The organism is Thermasporomyces composti, from assembly GCF_003386795.1.
Taxonomy (GTDB): domain Bacteria; phylum Actinomycetota; class Actinomycetes; order Propionibacteriales; family Actinopolymorphaceae; genus Thermasporomyces; species Thermasporomyces composti.
This window is the reverse complement of record NZ_QTUC01000001.1, coordinates 334,136-353,621: the sequence shown is the minus strand read 5'-3', so window position 1 is coordinate 353,621 and position 19,486 is coordinate 334,136. Positions and strand designations below refer to the sequence as shown.

At 71.5% G+C, this 19,486-nt stretch carries 16 protein-coding genes; 8 read left to right on the top strand and 8 right to left on the bottom strand.

From position 1 onward, the window contains the following. Positions 1-9: 9 nt before the first annotated feature. Together DFJ64_RS01545 and lipA are read right to left on the bottom strand one after the other, a co-directional pair. Positions 10-708, bottom strand: a complete 699-nt coding sequence (locus DFJ64_RS01545) for a DUF4191 domain-containing protein (RefSeq protein WP_115848819.1) — start codon at positions 706-708, stop codon at positions 10-12. A 76-nt stretch (positions 709-784) separates the two neighbouring features. Next, positions 785-1,735 carry a lipoyl synthase gene (gene lipA / locus DFJ64_RS01540; protein WP_115848818.1) on the bottom strand — a complete coding sequence of 317 codons (951 nt, stop codon included), beginning with the start codon at positions 1,733-1,735 and terminating at the stop codon, positions 785-787. 151 nt (positions 1,736-1,886) lie between these two features. On the opposite strand from lipA, the gene yjjX reads away from it, so the two are divergent. Beyond that, complete coding sequence (gene yjjX, locus DFJ64_RS01535) at positions 1,887-2,486, top strand: inosine/xanthosine triphosphatase (RefSeq protein WP_115848817.1); 600 nt, start codon at positions 1,887-1,889, stop codon at positions 2,484-2,486. Between the two features lie 45 nt (positions 2,487-2,531). On the opposite strand, the gene lipB is transcribed toward yjjX, so the two are convergent. Further along, entirely contained in the window at positions 2,532-3,194 is a 663-nt protein-coding gene (gene lipB / locus DFJ64_RS01530) for a lipoyl(octanoyl) transferase LipB (RefSeq protein ID WP_115848816.1), read from the bottom strand. A 242-nt stretch (positions 3,195-3,436) separates the two neighbouring features. Here lipB and DFJ64_RS01525 point away from each other — a divergent pair, with 242 nt between their 5' ends. From DFJ64_RS01525 to DFJ64_RS01515, 3 genes are all read left to right on the top strand, one after another. Then, complete coding sequence (locus DFJ64_RS01525) at positions 3,437-5,182, top strand: serine/threonine protein kinase (protein ID WP_170152462.1); 1,746 nt, start codon at positions 3,437-3,439, stop codon at positions 5,180-5,182. 101 nt (positions 5,183-5,283) lie between these two features. Further along, on the top strand, positions 5,284-6,960 hold the full coding sequence (locus DFJ64_RS20035) for a serine/threonine-protein kinase (protein WP_115848814.1): 1,677 nt from the start codon (positions 5,284-5,286) through the stop codon (positions 6,958-6,960). A gap of 141 nt (positions 6,961-7,101) precedes the next feature. Then, entirely contained in the window at positions 7,102-8,784 is a 1,683-nt protein-coding gene (locus DFJ64_RS01515) for a protein kinase domain-containing protein (RefSeq protein WP_115848813.1), read from the top strand. A gap of 63 nt (positions 8,785-8,847) precedes the next feature. Here DFJ64_RS01515 and DFJ64_RS01510 read toward each other — a convergent pair whose 3' ends face one another. The 3 genes from DFJ64_RS01510 to lpdA all read right to left on the bottom strand — a co-directional run bounded on the left by DFJ64_RS01510 (position 8,848) and on the right by lpdA (position 13,056). Then, positions 8,848-9,759 (bottom strand): TIGR01777 family oxidoreductase, encoded by a 912-nt coding sequence (locus tag DFJ64_RS01510; protein WP_115851732.1) that lies wholly within the window; start codon positions 9,757-9,759, stop codon positions 8,848-8,850. Between the two features lie 66 nt (positions 9,760-9,825). Next, positions 9,826-11,625: a 2-oxoglutarate dehydrogenase, E2 component, dihydrolipoamide succinyltransferase gene (gene sucB / locus DFJ64_RS01505; RefSeq protein ID WP_115848812.1), complete on the bottom strand. Its 1,800-nt coding sequence runs from the start codon at positions 11,623-11,625 to the stop codon at positions 9,826-9,828. A 42-nt stretch (positions 11,626-11,667) separates the two neighbouring features. Beyond that, entirely contained in the window at positions 11,668-13,056 is a 1,389-nt protein-coding gene (gene lpdA / locus DFJ64_RS01500; RefSeq protein ID WP_115848811.1) for a dihydrolipoyl dehydrogenase, read from the bottom strand. A gap of 277 nt (positions 13,057-13,333) precedes the next feature. Between lpdA and DFJ64_RS01495 the strand changes: the two genes are divergently transcribed. Beyond that, positions 13,334-13,690, top strand: coding sequence for a hypothetical protein (locus DFJ64_RS01495; RefSeq protein ID WP_115851731.1), 357 nt, complete (start codon positions 13,334-13,336; stop codon positions 13,688-13,690). Positions 13,691-13,769: 79 nt separating this feature from the next. On the opposite strand, the gene DFJ64_RS01490 is transcribed toward DFJ64_RS01495, so the two are convergent. After that, on the bottom strand, positions 13,770-15,287 hold the full coding sequence (locus DFJ64_RS01490) for a leucyl aminopeptidase (protein WP_245940894.1): 1,518 nt from the start codon (positions 15,285-15,287) through the stop codon (positions 13,770-13,772). Between the two features lie 175 nt (positions 15,288-15,462). On the opposite strand from DFJ64_RS01490, the gene gcvT reads away from it, so the two are divergent. Together gcvT and DFJ64_RS01480 are read left to right on the top strand one after the other, a co-directional pair. Continuing rightward, positions 15,463-16,557, top strand: coding sequence for a glycine cleavage system aminomethyltransferase GcvT (gcvT, locus tag DFJ64_RS01485; protein WP_115848809.1), 1,095 nt, complete (start codon positions 15,463-15,465; stop codon positions 16,555-16,557). A gap of 129 nt (positions 16,558-16,686) precedes the next feature. After that, positions 16,687-17,247, top strand: a complete 561-nt coding sequence (locus DFJ64_RS01480; RefSeq protein ID WP_115848808.1) for an ATP-dependent Clp protease proteolytic subunit — start codon at positions 16,687-16,689, stop codon at positions 17,245-17,247. Positions 17,248-17,372: 125 nt separating this feature from the next. Here DFJ64_RS01480 and DFJ64_RS01475 read toward each other — a convergent pair whose 3' ends face one another. Next, positions 17,373-18,701: an aminotransferase class I/II-fold pyridoxal phosphate-dependent enzyme gene (locus DFJ64_RS01475; protein WP_115851730.1), complete on the bottom strand. Its 1,329-nt coding sequence runs from the start codon at positions 18,699-18,701 to the stop codon at positions 17,373-17,375. An 80-nt stretch (positions 18,702-18,781) separates the two neighbouring features. Here DFJ64_RS01475 and DFJ64_RS01470 point away from each other — a divergent pair, with 80 nt between their 5' ends. Further along, positions 18,782-19,438: an FMN-binding negative transcriptional regulator gene (locus tag DFJ64_RS01470; protein ID WP_115848807.1), complete on the top strand. Its 657-nt coding sequence runs from the start codon at positions 18,782-18,784 to the stop codon at positions 19,436-19,438. The last annotated feature ends 48 nt before the right edge of the window (positions 19,439-19,486 follow it).

The window sequence follows — 19,486 nt, the reverse complement described above, 5'->3', positions numbered from 1 at the left end:
GCGGCGGCGTCAGCGAGGACGCGGCACGCCCGGTGGCAGCTTGATGTTCTTGGGCAGCGGACCCTTGGGGATCGGCAGCTGCTGCCGGTGCGCCGTCAGGGCCTTCAACCGGAACAGGACCTCGGTGACCTCCGCGGGCCGCAAGTTGCGCGGCAGCTTCATCACGTGGGAGGCGAGCTTGGGGAGCGGGACCTGGTCCTCGCCGTCCCCGACCACGATGGTGTAGATCGGGGTTTCGGGCGCGACCCTGGCGTGCTTGCGCTTCTCGTTGGCGAGCAGGTGACCGACGCGGTTCGGAGCGCCTTCCCCGACCAGGACGATCCCGGGCCGGCCGACGACGCGGTGGACCACGTCCTGGTTACGTGTCACCGCCACCGCCGGGTCGACCGTCCACCCGCGACGCAACGTGGCGAGCGCGTTCGCGGCCGCTCCGAGCTGACCCTCCAGCCGGGCGTACGCCGCCTTCTCGACCCGGCGACCGAAGACGATCACGGTGACGAGGAAAGCGAACGGCAGGCCTACCAGGCCCCACAGGATGGGGCTGTCGAGGAGCAGTCCGACAGCGACGAAGACCACCAGGACGGCGAGGAAGATTCCCAGCAGGATCAGCCCGATCCGCGGCTGGGCCTCCTTGGTGAGACGGTAGGCGGCACGGACCTGGGCGACCCGGCCAGGATTCTGCTCCGGTGTGGTGTCGCGCTTGGCCATCGGTGCGGTACGCGTCCTTCCTCACGTGAACGGTCGTCAGCTGTCGTTGTTCCCCGATCAGCCCGTGGTTCCCCGATCAGCCCGTGGCAGGGGCCACGCTGAGCCGGCGGGACTCCAGCGCCTGGCGGTACAGGCGTCCGGCGCGGTAGGAGGAACGGACCAGCGGCCCGGACATGACGCCCGCGAAGCCCATCTCCAGCGCCTCCTCGCGAAGCTCGACGAACTCCTCCGGCTTCACCCACCGCGCGACCGGGTGGTGCCGGACCGAGGGTCGGAGGTACTGGGTGATGGTCAGCAGCTCGCAGCCGGCGTCAAGGAGGTCGCGCATGGTCGCGGTGATCTCGTGTCGTTCCTCACCGAGGCCGAGAATCAGGTTGGACTTCGTGACCAGTCCTTCCGCCCGGGCTTGCCTCAGCACCTCCAAGGACCGCTCGTACCGGAACGCCGGGCGGATGCGGCGGAAGATGCGCGGGACGGTCTCGACGTTGTGGGCGAAGACCTCGGGCCGCGACTCGAAGACCTGCGACAGCAGCTCACGTCGACCGGAGAAGTCCGGCGCCAACAGCTCGACGCCGCAGCCGGGGTTCAAAGCGTGGATCTGGCGAACCGTCTCGGCGTAGATCCAGGCGCCCTCGTCGTCGAGGTCGTCCCGGCAGACGCCGGTGACGGTCGCGTAGCGCAGGCCCATCGTCCGGACACTCTCGGCGACCCTGCGAGGCTCGTCGAGGTCGAGCTGCTTCGGCTTACCGGTGTCGATCTGGCAGAAGTCGCAACGCCGGGTGCACTGGTCGCCCCCGATCAGGAACGTCGCCTCGCGGTCCTCCCAGCACTCGTAGATGTTGGGACAGCCCGCCTCTTGACACACCGTGTGCAGCTGCTCGCGCTGGACCAGCGAGCGCAGCGCGGTGTACTCGGGACCCATCCTGGCGCGGGTCTTGATCCACGGAGGCTTCTTCTCGATCGGGGTCTGGCTGTTGCGTACCTCCAGGCGCAGCAGCTTCCGTCCCTCGGGGGCCACGGCACTCACGCCAACAGCCTACGGTGGGCCGCCAGTGCCCCGGCACAGGCCAGAGGCGCGCGTGGGACGCGCGATGGCTCTCGCATCCGTGGGTGGCGTCGTCACGTGAGCGAGGTGGGTGGGCGCACGGTCTCCCCACGGCGAGGGTTAGGTTGGCGGCGTGCCCTTTCAGGTTGTGATCGCCTCGACGAACCCGGTCAAACGCCGCGCCACGCTCGAAGCGGTGCGGGTGACGCTCGGTCATGACGACGTCGACGCCATCACGGTTGACGTCAACCCCGGCGTGCCCGCCCAGCCCGTCGGAGACGAGGAGACGTTGCGCGGCGCCCGGAACCGGGCCGAGGCGGCGCGCCTCGCGCACCCCAACGCCGACCTCTGGGTGGGGATCGAGGGGGGCGTGCTCGAGCGCAACGGCGGTCTGGAGTGCTTCGCCTGGATTGTCGTGTTGGGACACGGTGAGCAGCCCGGACACCTGCGCAAGGGGGAGAGCCGGACGGCGACGTTCGTCCTGCCCACCCCGATCGCGGATCTGGTGCGTGCCGGCGTCGAGCTCGGCGAGGCGACGGACCGCGTCCTCGGTTGCTCGGGCAGCAAGCAGCGAACCGGCACCGTCGGTCCGCTGACCGGGGGTGTGATCGACCGAGTGGCCTACTACGCGCACGCGGCCGTGCTCGCGCTCGTGCCGTTCCGGAACGCCCACCTGCCCTTCCCCGAGGCGCCCTCCGTGGGCACGCCGCCCGTTTCCGGCTCACCGAGCTGAGGCGAGCTCGCGGCGAACGCTGGCCCCCTCGTGAGCGCGACGTTCTCAGGCGACGCGGCTGACGCCGTGCGGCGTGAGCATCGCGGTGAGCCGGGCTTCCGTGGCCTCGAGGACGTCTTCGACGCCGACCCGACGACCTAGCTCCACCGACAGCGAGGTGACACCCGCGTCGGTGATACCGCACGGGACGATGCGATCGAACGCGCTGAGGTCACAGTCGCAGTTGAGCGCGAAGCCGTGCATCGTCACACCTTGGGCGACGCGCAGTCCGATCGCCGCGATCTTCCGCGCGGCGCCGCGTTCGTCCGCGGGTACCCACACACCACTGCGCCCCTCGATCCGCGTGGTCGCCAGACCCATGTCGGCACACACGTCCATGAGCGCCTGCTCGAGCCGACGGACGAAGGCCACGACGTCGATGGGCTCGGGCAGTCGCACGATGGGGTAGCCCACGAGCTGACCCGGGCCGTGCCAGGTGATCTTGCCGCCGCGGTCCACGTCGATGACAGGTGTGCCGTCGAACGGTCGCTCGTGTGGTTGGGTGCGCTTCCCGGCGGTGTAGACCGGCTGGTGCTCGAGGAGAAGGACGGTGTCCGGAACTTCCCCGGCCACCCGCTGGGCATGGAGGCGACGCTGCTCCGCCCACACCTCTTCGTAGTCGCGTGCCTCTGGACCGAACCCAAGCCGAACGAACCGCGGTGCGACCATGTCCCGCAGCCTACTGTCGTCGCGCCGACTTCCTGGTCGCCTCGTGCGCGGCGTCGACGAATCGGCCATCCCGCCGATCGGTCCGTCCAGGCCTCGTGGTACATCCTCCTCGGCGGCCTGGATCGGTGTGCCATGATCGGTTCGTTCGCTCACTCTTCGCAGCGACGAGGACACAGGGTCTGTGTAGGTACCCGCAGCCACCGCGCCGCCGGCTGTGGGGTCCTTCTGGAAGGCTTAGCACCGTGCGGAGCGACTTCGACGTGGACGGGTACGAGATCGAGGGCCTGCTGGGCGCCGGCCGCGGCGGGCAGACCTGGCTCGCTCGCGAGGAGTCGACGGGCGTCCACGTGGCGCTCCACCGCATGCGCCTCCGTGACCGCGACGCTGCTGAGGACGCGCGTCGGCTCGTCGAACGCCTGTCGACGCTGAACCACCCGAACATCCGCCGGGTGCGGGAGCTGCTGCCCCTCGACGAGGAGCTCGTGCTCGTGCTCGAGCACATCGAAGGTGGGACTCTCGGGCAGCTACTCCTCGTGCGGGGGACCCTCGACCCCGGCGAGGTCGTCACGCTCGGCGCGACGGTGGCATCCGCGTTGGCGGCAGCCCATGAACGAGGTCTCGTCCACGGCGACCTCTCGCCCGACACCATCCTGCTCAGCGCCGACGGCACCCCTATGGTCAGCGGCCTGGCGTTCGGGCGCCTGGCCGCACCGTCCGACGACGAGGAGCCCAACCCGTACCTCGATCCGGCGGAGACGCAGGAGTCCGAACCCACGCCGGCCGGTGACGTCTACAGCCTCGCCGCCATCTGCTACATGGCGTTGACCGGGCTGGTCCCGCGACCGAAGGGACATCGACCGGTGCACCAGGTCGCGCCCGGCGTTCCACCAGGCCTCGCCCACGCGGTCGAGGCGGGCTTGCAGCGCGCCTGGGACATGCGACCGCACATGGGCCAGTTCGGCACGCTCCTCGAAGCGTCGTGCCGCCGTGCGCCGATCCGCCTCCCGGAGGCGCAACCGGATCTTGAGGAGGCGCCGTTCTACGGACCGGAGCAGGCGGACGCTCCGACCAGGTCCGCCGAGGGGTCGGGGCCTGCCCCGTACGGCCCGCCCGCCGGCCCACCCGCCTCCCGCGGACCGGTGTCCCCGCACGGTGGCCCACCACCCGCTGCGGCCGTGCGGCCGCCTGGACCGGTCTCGAGCCCAGCGACGTCGCCCGGCTGGCGCGCAGGGGCGCCGAGCGACGGTCCGCGAGCGGTGGGACGGCCCGGTGCGCCGGGTGCGGGGTCGCCGATCCGATCGACGCCGGAGGGCTTCCTGACGCGGCTCGGGGACGAACGCGGCACCGATCGAAGTGCGGACGGTGCGCGCTCGCCGCGGCTGTACCTCATCCTCGCGGCGGCTGTGCTGGTCGTCGTCGCCATCACCGGCATCGTCGTGTGGCAGCTGTCCACCAATGGAACGCCGGTCGCGGACCCGTCACCAACGCCGACCCGGTCGCGCACACCGACTCCCACGCCCAGCCCCACCGTCTCGCTCGACCCTCTGACCGCTCGCTGGAAGAACGCACTGGAGCTGTTCGAGGAGCGGCGGGCGAAGGCGTTCGCCGAGCGTGACCCGGACCAGCTCACCACGCTGTACATCCAGGACTCGCCCGCCTACACCGAGAACCGTCAGTACATGCGGGAGATGGCCGCGAACTCCGTGGCCAGGGTTCTGGGCCTGCGCCGACCGATCCACAGCATCTTCGTGGTCTCCGAACGGCCGAAGTCCATCCTCTTGGAGGTCGAGCGCCAGGAGACCCCGTACACCATCGTCACCACCGACGGGAAGCGGTACCGCTGCGAGGGCGGGCCGTTGAAGAGGGTCCGGATCGAGGTCGTGCCTCTCGAGGGCTCGACGGCGTGGCGCATCCTGCAGGAGTCGCAGATCGGCGGTCCGAGGACACCGGAGGTGCGCCTGTGCCTCCCAGGCTCCTCCACCGGGTGAGGAGCGCGTCCGCGGCCCACGCGCTGGCCCGCTCGCCGTCGCTGGGGGATCGGCGACCTGGCTGAGGGGCTCCGGGCGTCACTCTGGGAGGCTTGGGGAGCATGCAGGGCGACTTCTCCGTCGAGGGCTACGACATCGAGGGCCTGCTGGGCGCCGGACCAGCGGGTGAGGTGTGGCTGGCCCGAGAGCAGGCGTCGGGAGCCCAGGTCGCGCTGAAGCGGGTACGGCCGAGGGACGCCGACGCGCAGGAGGCCGCGCGTCGTGTGCTGGCGGCCCTCGACGCGATCCGCCACCCGAACCTCGCCCGGGTTCTCCAGCTGATTCCGTGCGGCGATGAGTTCGTCTTCGTGCTCGACTACGCCGAAGGAGGCAGCGTCGGGCAGCTCCTGCTGGCGCGGGGAACCCTCGACCCCGGCGAGGTGGTGACGATGGCGGGAGCTGTCGCCCGCGCGCTGGCCGCCCTGCACGAGCGCGGCGTCGTCCACGGCGACGTGACGCCGGAGAACATCCTTCTCGCCGCGGACGCCACTCCCTTGCTGGCGGACGTCGGGCTGCTCGGCCTGGTCGACGACGGCGACGGGCCGACCGCCGGCACGTTCGGGTACACCGACCCGGCGCGCAAGCCGGGCGAGGCGGCCACTCCGGCCGGTGACGTCTATGGCTTGGCAGCGGTCTGCTACACCGCGCTCACGGGAACGCCGCCGGAGCCGGGGCCGGCGCGCCGTCCCCTGCTCCAGCTGGCACCCGGGGTTCCGCCGCCGCTGGCTCACGTGGTGGAGGCGGGACTGCAAGGCAAACCGGAGCAGCGTCCTGGCGCCGCGCAGTTCGCGGCGCAGGTCGAGGCGGCGGCCGCGGCTGTCCCGATTCGGTTCCCCACACCGTCGAGCGACGTGCTTCCGCCGCCCGGGCCGCCCATGCCTGAGCCGGGCCCGGCCATCACGTCCGTCAGCGTGTCCGCACCGCCGGCCCCCACGCAGCCGGGTCCGACCCCGCCGCCGCAGTCTCCTCCGGCTCCGCCTCGGCAGGCTCCACACGGTGACCCAGCGGAGGCGTTCGCGCCCTCTACGTCCGTGCCACCGCCCACGCCGCCGCCCTCCAGACCGACGCCGCCAGCGGACGACGACGTGGAGGACGACAGCCGAGGTCGCCGGACAGGTCGACTGGTCGCGCTGCTCGTGGGCGTTCCCGTCGTGCTCGCCCTCGTCGTGACGGTGGGAGTGCTGGGGTGGCGGAGTTTGGCCGACTCGTCGTCACGGACCGAACCTCGCACCGCCCCGACGACGCGACCGACCAGTGAACCTGGCGAGGAACCGTCCACCAGCCAGCCGTCGCCCGCGCCACCGACCGCCAGCCCGCGGTGGACTCCTCGGACCCCCGCCGAGGCGCGCTGGGCTCGAGTCCTGACCGAGCTCGACCGGCGGCGTACCAAGGCCTGGGAGGAGCTCGATCGAGACCAGCTCCGCAGGATCTACAAGGCGGGCTCCGTCGTCCTGCAGGAGGAGCTGGCGAACATGGAGGAGCACGCGGCCAACAACGTCACCAGTGTCGTCGGCCTCAACACGCCGATCCTGTCGCTGAAGGTGATCTCCGAGAGCGAGGAGCGGGTGGTGGTCGAGGCGGTGAGCCAGCTGCAGCCCTACAGCCTGCGGATCGGTGACCGGCTCTACCCGCACGAGGGCGGTGAACCGCGTCGGTTCCGCATGACGCTCGAACGTGACGCGTCCGGGGAGTGGCTGATCGCCGCCAATGAGGAGATCGGCTCAGCGGAGTCGCGGTGACGTCCCGCGTCGCCCCACCGCACCCGCCGTGAGCGGGACACGTGTCCGCGACGACGGCGGGGTGGCTGGCCCACCCACAGCCTCTTGTCCCTGTGGACAACGTCCGACGTCGACCGGTTCGGTCTGACAGGCTTCCCCGATATGCGCGGCGATCTCCGAGTGCCCGGATACGAGCTGGGCCCCTTGCGTGACACCGGCGTCGGGAGCGAGACCTGGCACGCTCGCTCGGCCGTCACCGGGGAGGAGGTACTCCTCAAGCGCCTCCGGCTGCGCGCCGACCGTACGCACGACGACGTGCGCCGTCTGCTCGCGCTGCTGGACTCGATCGGCCACCCTCACCTCGTCCGCGTGCGCCAGATGGTGCCTCTCGGCGCGGACGTCGTGCTCGTCCTCGACCGTGCCGACGGAGGGAGTCTCGACGAGTTGCTGAGCGGGCGTGGCGCCCTCGACCCCGGTGAGGTGGTGACCGCCCTGGCGCCGGTCGCGGAGGCGCTCGCGGCAGTCCACGAGCATGGCCTCGTCCACGGTGACGTGACACCAGAGGCGATCGTGTTCACCGCTGAGGGGCGCCCTCTCCTCGCGGACGTCGGCATCCTCGGGCTGGTTGAGGGCGGTGACGCACCACCGTCCCACGGGTACGCCGACCCCGCCACCGGCGGCCAGCCCACACCCGCGAGCGACGTCTACGCTCTGGCGGCCGTGGGCCACGCGGCGTTGACCGGGCTTCAGCCGCGCCTCGGACAACCTCGGATGCCGCTCGCTGAGGCCGCCGCCGACCTGCCGTCCGCCATGGTCCACGCGGTCACCGTCGGTCTCCAACCCCTGCCCGCGCGTCGACCTGACGCGGCGATGTTCGCCGAGCTGCTCTACAGCGCTTGCCCGCCCTCGCCTGTCCGGTTCCCCATCGGCCTCGTCCTCGGCGACGCCGATCTCGCCGCGATGCTGGGGCGGACGGATGACGCGTCGTCGGCATCCGACCGCGCCGACGGATCCGGTGGGACCCACGCCGGCAGCGCCGACGGGAGCCACCGCGTTGAGGCGTCGACGTCCGCCGGCCACGACGCTCCACCGTTCCGTGAGTTCACCGGCGTCGCCGCGGCTATCCCCGCTGGGGCGGTGGACGGCGCGGACGAGGACGAGGACGACACGTCACGCCTGCGACCGGTCCTCCTCGCTGGCGGTGGTGTGGCGCTCCTCCTCGGTGGGGCTCTGGCGGGCGGCTTGGCGTGGGCCCACCTGACGCCTCCGACGGCGCCCACCGTCGCACAGCTCGACACCGGTACGCGCACGCGCACGTCCCCGCCGGCCGGGCCCGCCGCAACGGCCACGCCGACCCTCGTGCTGATGCCACCCAGCACGTCGGCCACGACGCCCACGGCGACGGCTGAGTCCTCGCCCACGGCCGAGCCTGTTCCAGCGGATCCGTCCGAGACCGCCGATCCCCAGGCGCGCTGGCGACACGTCCTGACCGAGCTGGACAGCCGACGCGCGAGGGCGTTCGCGGAGTCGGATCCCAGCCTTCTGGCGTCGGTCTACGTCAGCGAATCGGATCTGCTGGCCGCCGACCGGACCGAGATCGACAAGTGCGTCCGCGCCGGGTGCCGAGTCGAGGGTCTGCGCTTCGAGATCAAGGAGCTCGACGTGGCGTCCGAGACGGACGACAAGGTGGTGCTCGTCGTGACCGACCAGCTCCAGGCGTACACGATCGTGAGTCCGTCGGGGGTGCGAACCCCTCAGCCGGCCGGTCCGTGGACGACCCGTCGCATCACCCTCGTCCGCGAGCCCGCGGCCGGGTGGCTCATTGCCCGGATCGAGGCCGCCTGAACCATCGCTCGGTCACCGCGCGGTAGGGGAGGCACGGCCGCCGACCGGTGGGCCCACGGCCGCTCACGCCGGACCCGGCTCGGTCTGGTGGAGTCCGGCACGGACCAGCGACTGGACGTCCGGGTCACGGAACGCGAAGCCCTCGGCGAGGAGTCGCCGGGGTCGCAACCGGACACTGCCCACGAGCTCACCGGACAGCTCTCCCAGGGCGAGACGGATCAAGGGTGCGGGAACTCGGAGGGGAGTGGGACGGCCGAGCGCCGCGCCGATCGCCGCCGTCAGGTCGGCGTTCGTGGCTGGTTCAGGCAGCGTGACGTTGTACGCGCCGTGGCTTTCCGTTCGTTCGACCACGAACGGCACGACCTCGACCCAGTCGCGCAAGGACACCAGCGGCATGAACTGTCGCCCGGATCCCAGGCGTCCGCCGAGGCCGAACCGGAACGGCAGCAGCATCAGCGGGAAGATGCCCCCGGACCGGTCGAGGACGACCGCGGTGCGCAGCCAGACCACCCGGACTCCCGCGCGCTCGGCGGGCTCGGCGGCCTGCTCCCAGCGGTGTACCAGGTCGGCGAGGAAGCCGGTACCCGGGGGTGAGTCCTCGTCGAGCTCGTCGTCGCCCCGCTCCTTGCCGTAGTAGCCGCTCGCGCTCTGGACGACGAAGACCGGGGGATCGCTCAGGTTGGCTAGCTCTCGGGCGAGGGTGCCCGTGGTGTCAACACGGCTGGAGACCAAGGTCTCCCGGTAGGACCTCGTCCAGGGGATCCGCCCGATGCTCGCACCCGCGAGGTTGACCACGGCGTCCGCGCCCTCGAGGACCCGTCCGTCGAGTCGTCCGCGTGCCGGGTCCCACTGGACCTCGTCCGGCCCGCGGGGCTCGCGACGTACCAGCCGGGTGACCTCGTGGCCGGCGCGGGTCAGCCGCGCCCGGAGCGCGCGCCCCAGGAACCCCGAGGCCCCGGCCAGTACGTAGCGCATGACCTGAGCGTCCCCCACGCGTTCGGAGTCGAACCCGGTGGCCGGAGGTGGTGGCCCTCCAGCTCGTCAGGAGGTGAACTCCGCCGCGACGCTGCCGTCCTCCAGCCGACGCTTGACCGCGTTGAGGAAGCGGGCGGCGTCGGCGCCGTCGATGAGCCGGTGGTCGTAGCTGAGGGCGAGGTAGACCATGTGGCGGACGGCGATCGTCTCACCCAACGGCGTGTCCACCACGACCGGACGCTTCACCACGGCACCGGTGCCGAGGATGGCCACCTGAGGCTGGAAGAAGATCGGCGTGTCGAACAGCGCGCCGCGGCTTCCGGTGTTGGTGATGGTGAACGTGCCACCGGAGATCTCGTCCGGCGTGATCTTGCCGAGCCGCGTCCGCTCGGCCAGGTCGGTGATGCGCTTGGCCAATCCGGTGACATTGAGGTCGCCGGCGTTGTGGATCACCGGAACCATGAGGCCGCGGTCGGTGTCGACGGCGATCACCAGGTTCTCGGTGTCGTGGTAGGTGATCTCGCCCTTCTCGACGTCGATCGAGGCGTTGATCTTCGGGTGCTCCTTCAGCGCCTCGAGCGCCGCCTTGGCGAAGAACGGCAGGAAGGTCAGCTTGACGCCCTCCCGCTGCTCGAACGCGCGCTTGACCCGGTCGCGAACCTTGGCGATCGCGGTCACGTCGGCCTCGACCACCGTGGTGAGCTGGGCCGTGTTCAGCAGCGACTCGTGCACTCGCTGCGCGATCACCTTGCGGGCACGGGACATCTTCTCCGTGGTGCCACGCAGCGGACTCGGCTGGGCGGGTGCCGCGGCAGCCGGCGCGGGTGCGGCGGGCGTGGCCTGTGCCGCGGCGCGAGCCGCCTCCTCCTGAGCCCGAGCGGCGTCGAGCACGTCCTGCTTGCGGATACGACCGCCGACGCCAGTGCCGCGCACGGTCGACAGGTCGACGCCGAGGTCGGCGGCGAGCTTGCGGACCAGAGGGGTGACGTACTGCCGCCCACCGGCGACCTCGGCGGCAGGTGCCACGGGCTCCGGGCGCGGCGGCGTGGGCGCCGGCTGCGGGGCCGGTGGCTGCGGCGCGGGTGCTGGCTCCGGCGCCGGGGTCGGTCGCGGCGCTGGCTGTGGCGCGGCCGCGGTCGGCGGCTCGGGCGTGGGTGCAGGTGTAGGCGCAGGCGCCGGCGGCGGGGTGGGGGCCGGCGGAGGCTGAGGAGCTGGCGGCTGCGGGGCGGGCGCGGCCGGCGTCGGTGCGGCGGCCACGCCGGTCCCGATGACAGCCAGCTGGGCGCCGACCTCGACCGACTCGTCTTCGCCGACGAGGATCTGCAGCAGTGTTCCGGAGGCTGGGGCGGGGATCTCGGTGTCGACCTTGTCCGTGGACACCTCGAGCAGCGGCTCGTCGGCCTGAACGGTGTCGCCGACCTGCTTCAGCCACCTGGTGACGGTTCCCTCGGTGACGCTCTCGCCGAGAGGGGGCAGGGTCACCGGAACCGTCTGCTCGTCAGCGCCCGCCGTGGGTTGCGGCGCTGGCGCTGGCGCTGGCTCCGCCGGGGGTGCGGCGGGCGTGGGCTCAGGGGCGGCCGCCTCGGCGGGCGCTGGTGTGGGCTCCTGCGGCGTCGCGGCAGCCTCCTCCTCCGACCCGATGACGGCGAGCTGGGCGCCCACCTCAACGGTCTCGTCCTCGCGGACGAGGATCTGCAGCAGTGTTCCGGAGGCTGGGGCGGGGATCTCGGTGTCGACCTTGTCCGTGGACACCTCGAGCAGCGGCTCGTCGGCCTGAACGGTGTCGCCGACCTGCTTCAGCCACCTGGTGACGGTTCCCTCGGTGACGCTTTCGCCGAGTGGGGGGAGGGTGACGGAGACCGGCATCTTGCTCCTTGTCGTGTTTCCGGACCGTGGGTGATGGAGGGCTCAGCCGTGCACGTGCAGAGGCTTGCCAGCGAGCGCGAGGTGAGCCTCGCCGATGGCCTCGCTCTGCGTCGGGTGCATGTGGATCAACTGCGCGACCTCGGAGGGGAAGGCCTCCCAGTTGTAGATCAGCTGGGCCTCGCCGATGAGCTCGCCAACCCGCGCGCCCACCATGTGGATGCCGACGACTGGGCCGTCCTTGGCACGAATCACCTTGCAGAAGCCCTGGGTGCGAAGGATCTGGCTCTTGGGGTTGCCGGCGAGGTCGTAGGTGAACGTCTCGATCCCATCGTCGCCGTACTTGTCCCGGGCGGCGGCCTCGGTGAGTCCCATCGAGGCGACCTCCGGGTCGCAGTAGGTCACGCGAGGAATCCCCGTCTCGTCGATGACGGGCGGGTTGAGACCGGCGATGTCCTCGGCGATGAAGATGCCCTGCTGGAAGCCACGGTGGGCGAGCTGGAGGCCGGGCACGATGTCACCCGCGGCTCGGATTCCCGGCACGGAGGTGCGAAGCCGCTCGTCGGTCCGGACGAACCCGCGTTCAAGGGCGACGCCGACCTCCTCGAGACCGAGTCCGGCCGTGTTCGGGCCGCGTCCAACCGCGACGAGCAGGAGCTCGGCCTCGAGCGTCTCGCCGGACTCCGTGGTCAGCCGCACGCCGTCGTCGGTGCGTTCGACGGCCTTGAACGTGGTGTTGGTCCTGGCGGTGATGCCGCGGCGACGGAACGCCCTCTCGAGCATCTTCGAGGACGCCTCGTCCTCGGCGGGGAGAAGCCGCGGGAGCGCCTCGACGATGGTGATCTCTGCCCCGAACGACCGCCACAGGCTGGCGAACTCGACACCGATCACACCACCGCCCAGCACGATCACCGAGCTGGGCACGCGGTCGAGCTGCAGAGCGTGGTCACTTGTGATGACGCGCTCACCGTCGATCTCCAGACCAGGCAGTGTGCGGGGGTAGGACCCGGTGGCGAGGACGATGGTGGGGGCGGTGTAGTGCGTGCCGTTGACGGCCACGGTGTTCGGCGAGACCAGACGTCCCTCGCCCTCGACGATGGTGATGCCGCGCCCCTTGATCAGTCCGGTGACCCCGCGGAACGCGCGGTTGATCACACCGTCCTTGAACTTGTGCACACCGGCCATGTCGACGCCTTCGAACGTCGACAGCACTCCGAAGTCGGCGCTGTCACGGACGTTGTCGGCGACTTCGGCGGCGTGGAGCAGCGCCTTGGTCGGGATGCAGCCGCGGTGCAGGCACGTGCCGCCAAGCTTGTCCTTCTCGATCAGGGCGACCTTCAGGCCGAGTTCAGCCGCGCGCAGGGCGCACGCGTACCCGCCGCTGCCTCCACCAAGGATCACAAGGTCGAACGAGGTGCCGGCGTTGTCCGCCACGGGGTCCTCCGTAGCCGTGTCGAGTCGTGTGCTGTCGACGACCGGTGCGTTCGTCCGGTCGTCATACCACCGTCATCTTGTCACCCTCGGCGCATCGCTGGCCAAACGGTCCGCTCTCGGCGCGCGGGGCGGTGCCGGCCTCGGGTGGGGGCGAGGTCCGCGCGAAGGGCTCGATCCCTTGGAGCTGATGTGCGACGATGCGGGAACCGACGTCGCCCTTGGGGCGTTCCGCCGACAACCGTCCGGTTGGTGTGCGCGAAGCTGGAGGTTCCTGGCGATGCTGCGATGGTTCCGGCGCCGTCTCCGGGCCGGCGCGTCGTCCGGTGACGGATGGTCCCGGGAGGACATGGAGCACCTGGCGAACTTCGCGCGCACCCGGCAAGGCGTCGAGGGGTTCGTCGAGCCACGGACCGCTGTGACCGACACGACACTGCTGCTCGTGGCTGGCGACGGGGAGTGGACCCGGCGGCGCGTTCCCGACGCCGCGCGGGCCCACCAGTTCGCCAACAAGCTCGGTATCCCGAGCTACGACGCGCAGGTGGTCGGCTACCCCAAGCGCATGCGCGAGTGGAACGCCAAGCGGGCGGCGGCTGAGAAGGATGCTCTCGGCAAAGCCGGCGACGTGGGCGCCTGAGTCGAGGCACGCTCGACGGACAGGCTCCGCGGGAGGGTCCGTTCGAGCAGGTCGACGTCGCCTCGTCTGGCGCGGCCCGTCACAGCTCCCCGGCGGCCGCGGCCTCCGCGAGCCCGACGAGGGTCCGGACCCCGCATCCGGTGCCGCCAGCCGGGGTGTAGCCCCACGGTCCGGACTCGTTGAACGCCGGCCCGGCGATGTCCAGGTGCGCCCACCGGATGCCGTCGGCCACGAACGCCTCGAGGAAGCTCGCGGCGACGAGCGCGCCGCCCTGTCGCTGCGTCGAGACGTTGGCCAGGTCGGCCACCTTGGACTGGAGGCGCTCCCGGGTGCCCTCCGGGATCGGGAGCGGCCAGCCGTCCTCGCCGACGCGTTCGGCGATCTGGTGGACCTTCGCGCGGAGGTCGTCGTCGTTGGCCATGATCCCGAAGACGCGCGGCCCGAGGGCCACCACGCACGCTCCGGTGAGCGTGGCGACGTCGACGATCACGTCCGGCTTCGGCTTGTCCTCACCGGCCCGGACGATGGCGTCGGCCAGCACGAGCCGGCCCTCGGCGTCGGTGTTCAGCACCTCCACCGTCTTGCCGCCGTAGATGCGCAAGACGTCGGACGGACGCTGGGCCGATCCGGACGGCATGTTCTCCGCCATGGGGGCCCACGCCGTCACGGCGACGGGAAGTCCGAGGTCGGCCACCGCCGCGGCGGCCGCGATCACCGCCGCGGCGCCGCTCATGTCGCTCTTCATCGTGATCATGGCGTCGCTCGGCTTGAGCGAGATCCCACCCGTGTCGAAGGTGATCCCCTTGCCGACGAACGCCAGGTGCTTCGTCGCCCGGGAGGGCCGGTAGCTCAACCGGACGAGCCGCGGTGGGCGCTGCGACCCCTTGCCCACCCCGAGGATCCCGCCGTAGCCGCCGGCTTCCAACGCCTTCTCGTCGAGGATCTCCACGCTGAGCCCGGCGCGCTTCCCAGCGGCCCGGGCCTCCTCGGCGAACACGGCGGGGTAGAGGTCGGATGGCGAGGTGTTGACCCAGTCGCGGGCCAGGTTGACCGCGCGGGCGATGGTTTGGGCCCGCTCCAGGGCCGCCTTGGTCTCCTTGTCCCGACGGTGCGAGGTGAGCACCGTGACCGCCGAGACCGGGCGGGGACGCTCGCCGTTGTCCGAGCGGTACCTGTCGTAGGAGTAGGCGCCCAGCAGAGCCCCTTCGGCCAGGACGCCAACAGTGGTCGGGTCCGCGTCGGTGAGGGCGAGCGCTACCGTGTCCGCTCGGCCGGCCAACGCGCGCACGGCGGCGCCGGCGGCCCGACGCAACGCCTCTGGGCTCGGGTCCTCGGAGCCGAGGCCGACCGCGGCCACGAGGGGAGCGACGAGGGCGCCGCCCGACGGCAGCACCGTCACCTCGTCGGCCTTGCCCTTCGCCCCGAGTCTGGTGAGGGTCTGGGTGAGGGTGCCACCGAGCGCGGCATCGACGTCGTCCGAGCCGGGTGCCAGCGCCAGGCCTCCGTCGCTGGGGGCCACACCGATCACGACGGCATCGACCTTCGCCGAGCGCGCAGCGACAGTCGCCACGCTGATGTTCGGACCGGAAACGCTCACGTCGGTTCCCTCCCCCTCGGTGACGTCCGCGAAGCCACGGCCTGGTGCTGGCGGACGTCGACGGCTCTCATGGACCTTCGGCGGATCGTACGCGTACCGGTCAGCTGGGGGCGATCCGGGCGGCCACTTGGCGGGCCAGGAACCTCGAGCGAGCCAGGAGCGGTAGGTTCCCGGCATGACCCGCTCCCCGCTGCACGATCGACATGTGGCTCGCGGCGCGAAGTTCGCGCAGTTCGCCGGATGGGAGATGCCGCTGGAGTACGCCGGCGCCGGTGTCTTGAAAGAGCACGCGGCGGTGCGATCGGCGGTGGGCATCTTCGACGTCAGCCATCTCGGCAAGGCACGGGTGAGTGGGCCCGGTGCCGCGGCGTACGTCGACGCCACCCTCACGAACGCGCTCACCAAGATCGAGCCCGGGCAGGCGCAGTACACGTTGTGCTGCGACGATCGGACCGGCGGGATCGTCGACGACCTGATCGCCTACCTGCGCGGGCCCGATGAGGTCTTCCTGGTGCCGAACGCCGCCAACTGCGCGGAGGTGGTCCGCCGGCTCAGCGTCGCCGCACCGGCCGGTGTCGAGGTGGTGAACCTGCACGAGGACTACGCGATCATCGCGGTCCAAGGTCCCCGCAGCGGCGAGCTCCTCTCCGACCTCAGCCTGCCGGCAGACCACTCCTACATGTCGTTCGTGACGGTGGACTGGGACGGCGTCCCGCTCACCGTCTGTCGGACCGGTTACACCGGCGAGCGCGGCTACGAGATCGTGACGCCGGCCGAGGACGCTGGACGTGTGTGGGACGCCCTCCTGGAGGCCGGCGCCGCGTACGGCGCACTGCCCTGCGGCCTCGGCGCGCGTGACACGCTCCGCACGGAGATGGGCTACCCGCTGCACGGCCAGGACATCTCCCTCGAGGTCACGCCGGTGGAGGCGCGGCTCGGTTGGGCGGTCGGCTGGGCCAAGCCGCGCTTCTGGGGCCGAGACGTGCTGGTCGCGCAGCGGGAGTCCGGACCGAGTCGGCGGCTGCGTGGGATCGTCTCTCAGGGACGGGCGATTCCTCGCCCCGGCATGACGGTTCGCGATGTCGGCGGAGCACCGTTGGGCACCGTGACCAGTGGCACCTTCTCGCCGACCCTGCGGTGTGGCATCGGGCTCGCGTTGCTGGACGCGGGGGTGGGTGAGGGAGCCTCGGTGTCGGTGGACGTTCGGGGGCGGCAGGAGGCCTTCGTCGTTCGCCAACCCCCGTTCGTGTCCAGCTCGCCCACCCGGTAACACCCCTGGCGGCACGCGACGGTCGGGCGACCGGAGACGTCGTGCTGGCGGTCCGCGAGCTAGCGTCACCCACAGGAGGTCGTCGCCCACAGGAGGTCATGGCGACGGGCCACGCGTGGAGGGCGGTGCATGAGCGACCAGCAGCCGACATTCGACTCGTTCCTCCAAGAGCGCCTCTTCGACCAGCGCGTCGTGGTCGCTCGGGGCGTTCTCGACGCGGCGATGGCCAACCGGACCTCCGCTCAGCTCCTCGCGCTCCAGGCTCGCGCCGCGGAGCCGGTCCGGATGCATCTCGCCTGTGCCGAAGGGGAGCTGGGCGCCGCGCTGAGCCTCGCTGACACGATCCGGGCGCTGAGCGTGGAGCTCACCGCGGTGGCTGTCGGTGAGGTGAGCGGCGCGGCGCTGGGCGTCCTGGCTGCCGCGCCGAGACGCGTGGCCTACCCGCATGCGCGCTTCCGCCTGGTCGAGCCGCCGGCGACACACGTGCGCGGACGCGCGACAGAGGTCGGGACGGTGGCGGAGGAGTACGCGCGCATGGTGCGTGCCCTGACCGAGCTGCTCGCCGAGGCGACGGGCCAGCACGTCGAGACGGTTCTCGCGGACCTGCGACAGGGTCGGTTTCTCACCACCGAGCAAGCGCTGAGCTATGGCTTGCTCGACACGGTCGTGACACCCGGACGTCCCTCCTGATCGGGTGTCCGCGCGGTCGGACCTCGCGTCGGTTGTGGTGCGCGGCAGTGCTCCCAGGACGGGTTCGGCTGTTCCATGGGACGTCCAGTCGGTGGGACGTCGTTCCTCGACAAGGTGGTCGACGACTAGACGCTCACTGGCACCCGAGCGGGGGAGAGCGCGGCAGCGACGGCGGTGGCCAGCGCCTCCACGTCACGCTCGTCGCGAAGCGCGCTGGTCGTGATGCGAATGCCCGGCCCGCTCGCGATCCGGTACATCCAGCCAGGCGCCACCACCCACCCCGCCTCCAGCAGGCGGGCGCAGGCCGCCGTCTCGTCCGCGACCGGGACCCACACGTTGAGGCCGGAGCGACCGTGGGCGGCGACGCCGCGCCGGTGAAGTGCCGCGAGGAGCGCGGTCCGCCGTTCGTCGTAGCGCTTCGCCGCCCGGGCGACGAGCGCGTCGACGGACGGGTCCCGCCACAGCGCGACCACGAGCGACTGCAGGACCGTCGAGACCCACCGCGCGCCCAGCCGCTGACGTCCTTCGACCCTGTCGATGGTCTCCTCGTCGCCGGCGACGACGGCGCAGCGTAGATCGGGACCGAGAGGCTTGGAGACGGATCGCACGTAGGCCCAGTGGTGTGTCGTGCCGGCGAGTGAGTACAACGGCGTGGTCGCCAGCTCGGCGGCGTGATCGTCTTCGATGAGCAGCGTGTCCGGGTGCGCGAGGAGCACCGCGCGGAGCTCGTCGGCCCGTGCGGCGGTCACGCAGGCTCCCCACGGGTTCTGGGCGCGATTGGTGAGGACGAGACCTCGCGCTCCGCGACGGAGGGCCTCGGCGACACCCCTGGCCGATGGCCCGTCGTCGTCGACGGGGACGGGGACGGCTGGGTGGTTCATCGCGGCGAGCAAGTCGAGCAGGTTGGACCAGCCGGGATCCTCGACCGCTACGGCGTCACCGGGGCGTAGGTGTGTGGCGAGGACGCGCTCCACGGCGTCGAGGCAGCCGCTCGCGACGGTGAGGGCATCACTCGGCACGCCGTCGGCGGCTAGTCGGTCGCGTGCGAGCTCGGCGAGCGCTGGCAGCGGTCCGGTGACGTCGTAGAGGACCGGCTCCGGGGAGAGCTTCCGCAACCGGGGTCCGAGCGCGGGGAGCAACGCTGGGTCCGGGGCACCGTTCGCGACGTCGCGAGCTCCCGGTGGCACGGGGAGCGGGCCTTTGCTGCGCGGCGCTATCGGGGGCCGAGCGCGGACCCGGCTTCCTCGGCGCCCGTGGGTCTCGATGACGCCACGCTGGCGCAGGGTCCGGTAGGCGGCCGCGACGGTGCCTGGGCTCACGCCGAGATCGGCCGCGAGCCGCCGCACCGGTGGCAGGAGAGTGCCAGCCCCGAGCGCACCTGAGCGCACGCCGGACTCCACGCTCGCCGCGATCTCGCTCGACGTCGAGCCACGGATGGAATATTGTGTAGACACAGTCACAAGTTTGTACTGTAACAAAATTTCTCGACCTAGCACCCCCCGGGTGCGAGCGACGAACGAAGGGGAGGCGGGGCGTGCTCATCCACCCCTGGGATCAGGCGGCCGACGAGGAATGGCGATCCTGGCTCGCCGAGCACGACTTCGGCCAGTTGGTGGCCTCCGGGCGTGACCGTGACGTCCCGGTCGTGGTGCCCACCCACTTCGTGTTCGACGGGATCGCCACGGCCTGGCTGCACCTGGCTCGGCCCAACCCCGTGTGGCCGCTGCTCGAGGCGAACCCCCGCTGCGTGTTGAGCGTCGTCGACGACTACGTGTACGCCACCGCGGCCTGGCAGGCCGAGCCGGGGTCGCCACCGGAGCTGGGTGTGCCGACGTCGTACTACGCCACCGTCCAGCTCATCTGCGATGTCCGGATCATCGACGACCCGGAGGAGAAGGCGGCCCTGCTCAACCGCCAGCTCGCCCACTTCGAACCGAACAGCGGTCGTGTGCCGGTCTCGACGACCGGACCCGACCGACGGCTGCTCCCTGGCCTGCGCGGCGCCGAGCTCACCGTGACCGACGTCCGCGCGAAGTTCAAGTACGCCGGGACGAAGGAGCCGGCGCACCGACGCCAGATCGCGGCCCGGTTGCGGGCACGCGGGGGCCGCTTCGATGCCGCCGCGTGCGCCCACATCCTCCGCAGGCTGGAGGCGGCCGAGCCCGCCGCCGCGGCCGGGCGACCTCGGTGAGGCGGCGCCCGGATCGCCGAGCGTTGCGTCGACGGTCCAGCCGTCCAA

What these genes read in the sequence shown, in the direction of transcription:
- DFJ64_RS01545 (WP_115848819.1), bottom strand. Translation starts at nt 708, where the DNA reads ATGGCCAAGCGCGACACCACACCGGAGCAGAATCCTGGCCGGGTCGCC.
- lipB (WP_115848816.1), bottom strand. Translation starts at nt 3,194, where the DNA reads ATGGTCGCACCGCGGTTCGTTCGGCTTGGGTTCGGTCCAGAGGCACGC.
- DFJ64_RS20035 (WP_115848814.1), top strand. Translation starts at nt 5,284, where the DNA reads ATGCAGGGCGACTTCTCCGTCGAGGGCTACGACATCGAGGGCCTGCTG.
- DFJ64_RS01515 (WP_115848813.1), top strand. Translation starts at nt 7,102, where the DNA reads ATGCGCGGCGATCTCCGAGTGCCCGGATACGAGCTGGGCCCCTTGCGT.
- DFJ64_RS01510 (WP_115851732.1), bottom strand. Translation starts at nt 9,759, where the DNA reads ATGCGCTACGTACTGGCCGGGGCCTCGGGGTTCCTGGGGCGCGCGCTC.
- sucB (WP_115848812.1), bottom strand. Translation starts at nt 11,625, where the DNA reads ATGCCGGTCTCCGTCACCCTCCCCCCACTCGGCGAAAGCGTCACCGAG.
- DFJ64_RS01495 (WP_115851731.1), top strand. Translation starts at nt 13,334, where the DNA reads ATGCTGCGATGGTTCCGGCGCCGTCTCCGGGCCGGCGCGTCGTCCGGT.
- gcvT (WP_115848809.1), top strand. Translation starts at nt 15,463, where the DNA reads ATGACCCGCTCCCCGCTGCACGATCGACATGTGGCTCGCGGCGCGAAG.
- DFJ64_RS01480 (WP_115848808.1), top strand. Translation starts at nt 16,687, where the DNA reads ATGAGCGACCAGCAGCCGACATTCGACTCGTTCCTCCAAGAGCGCCTC.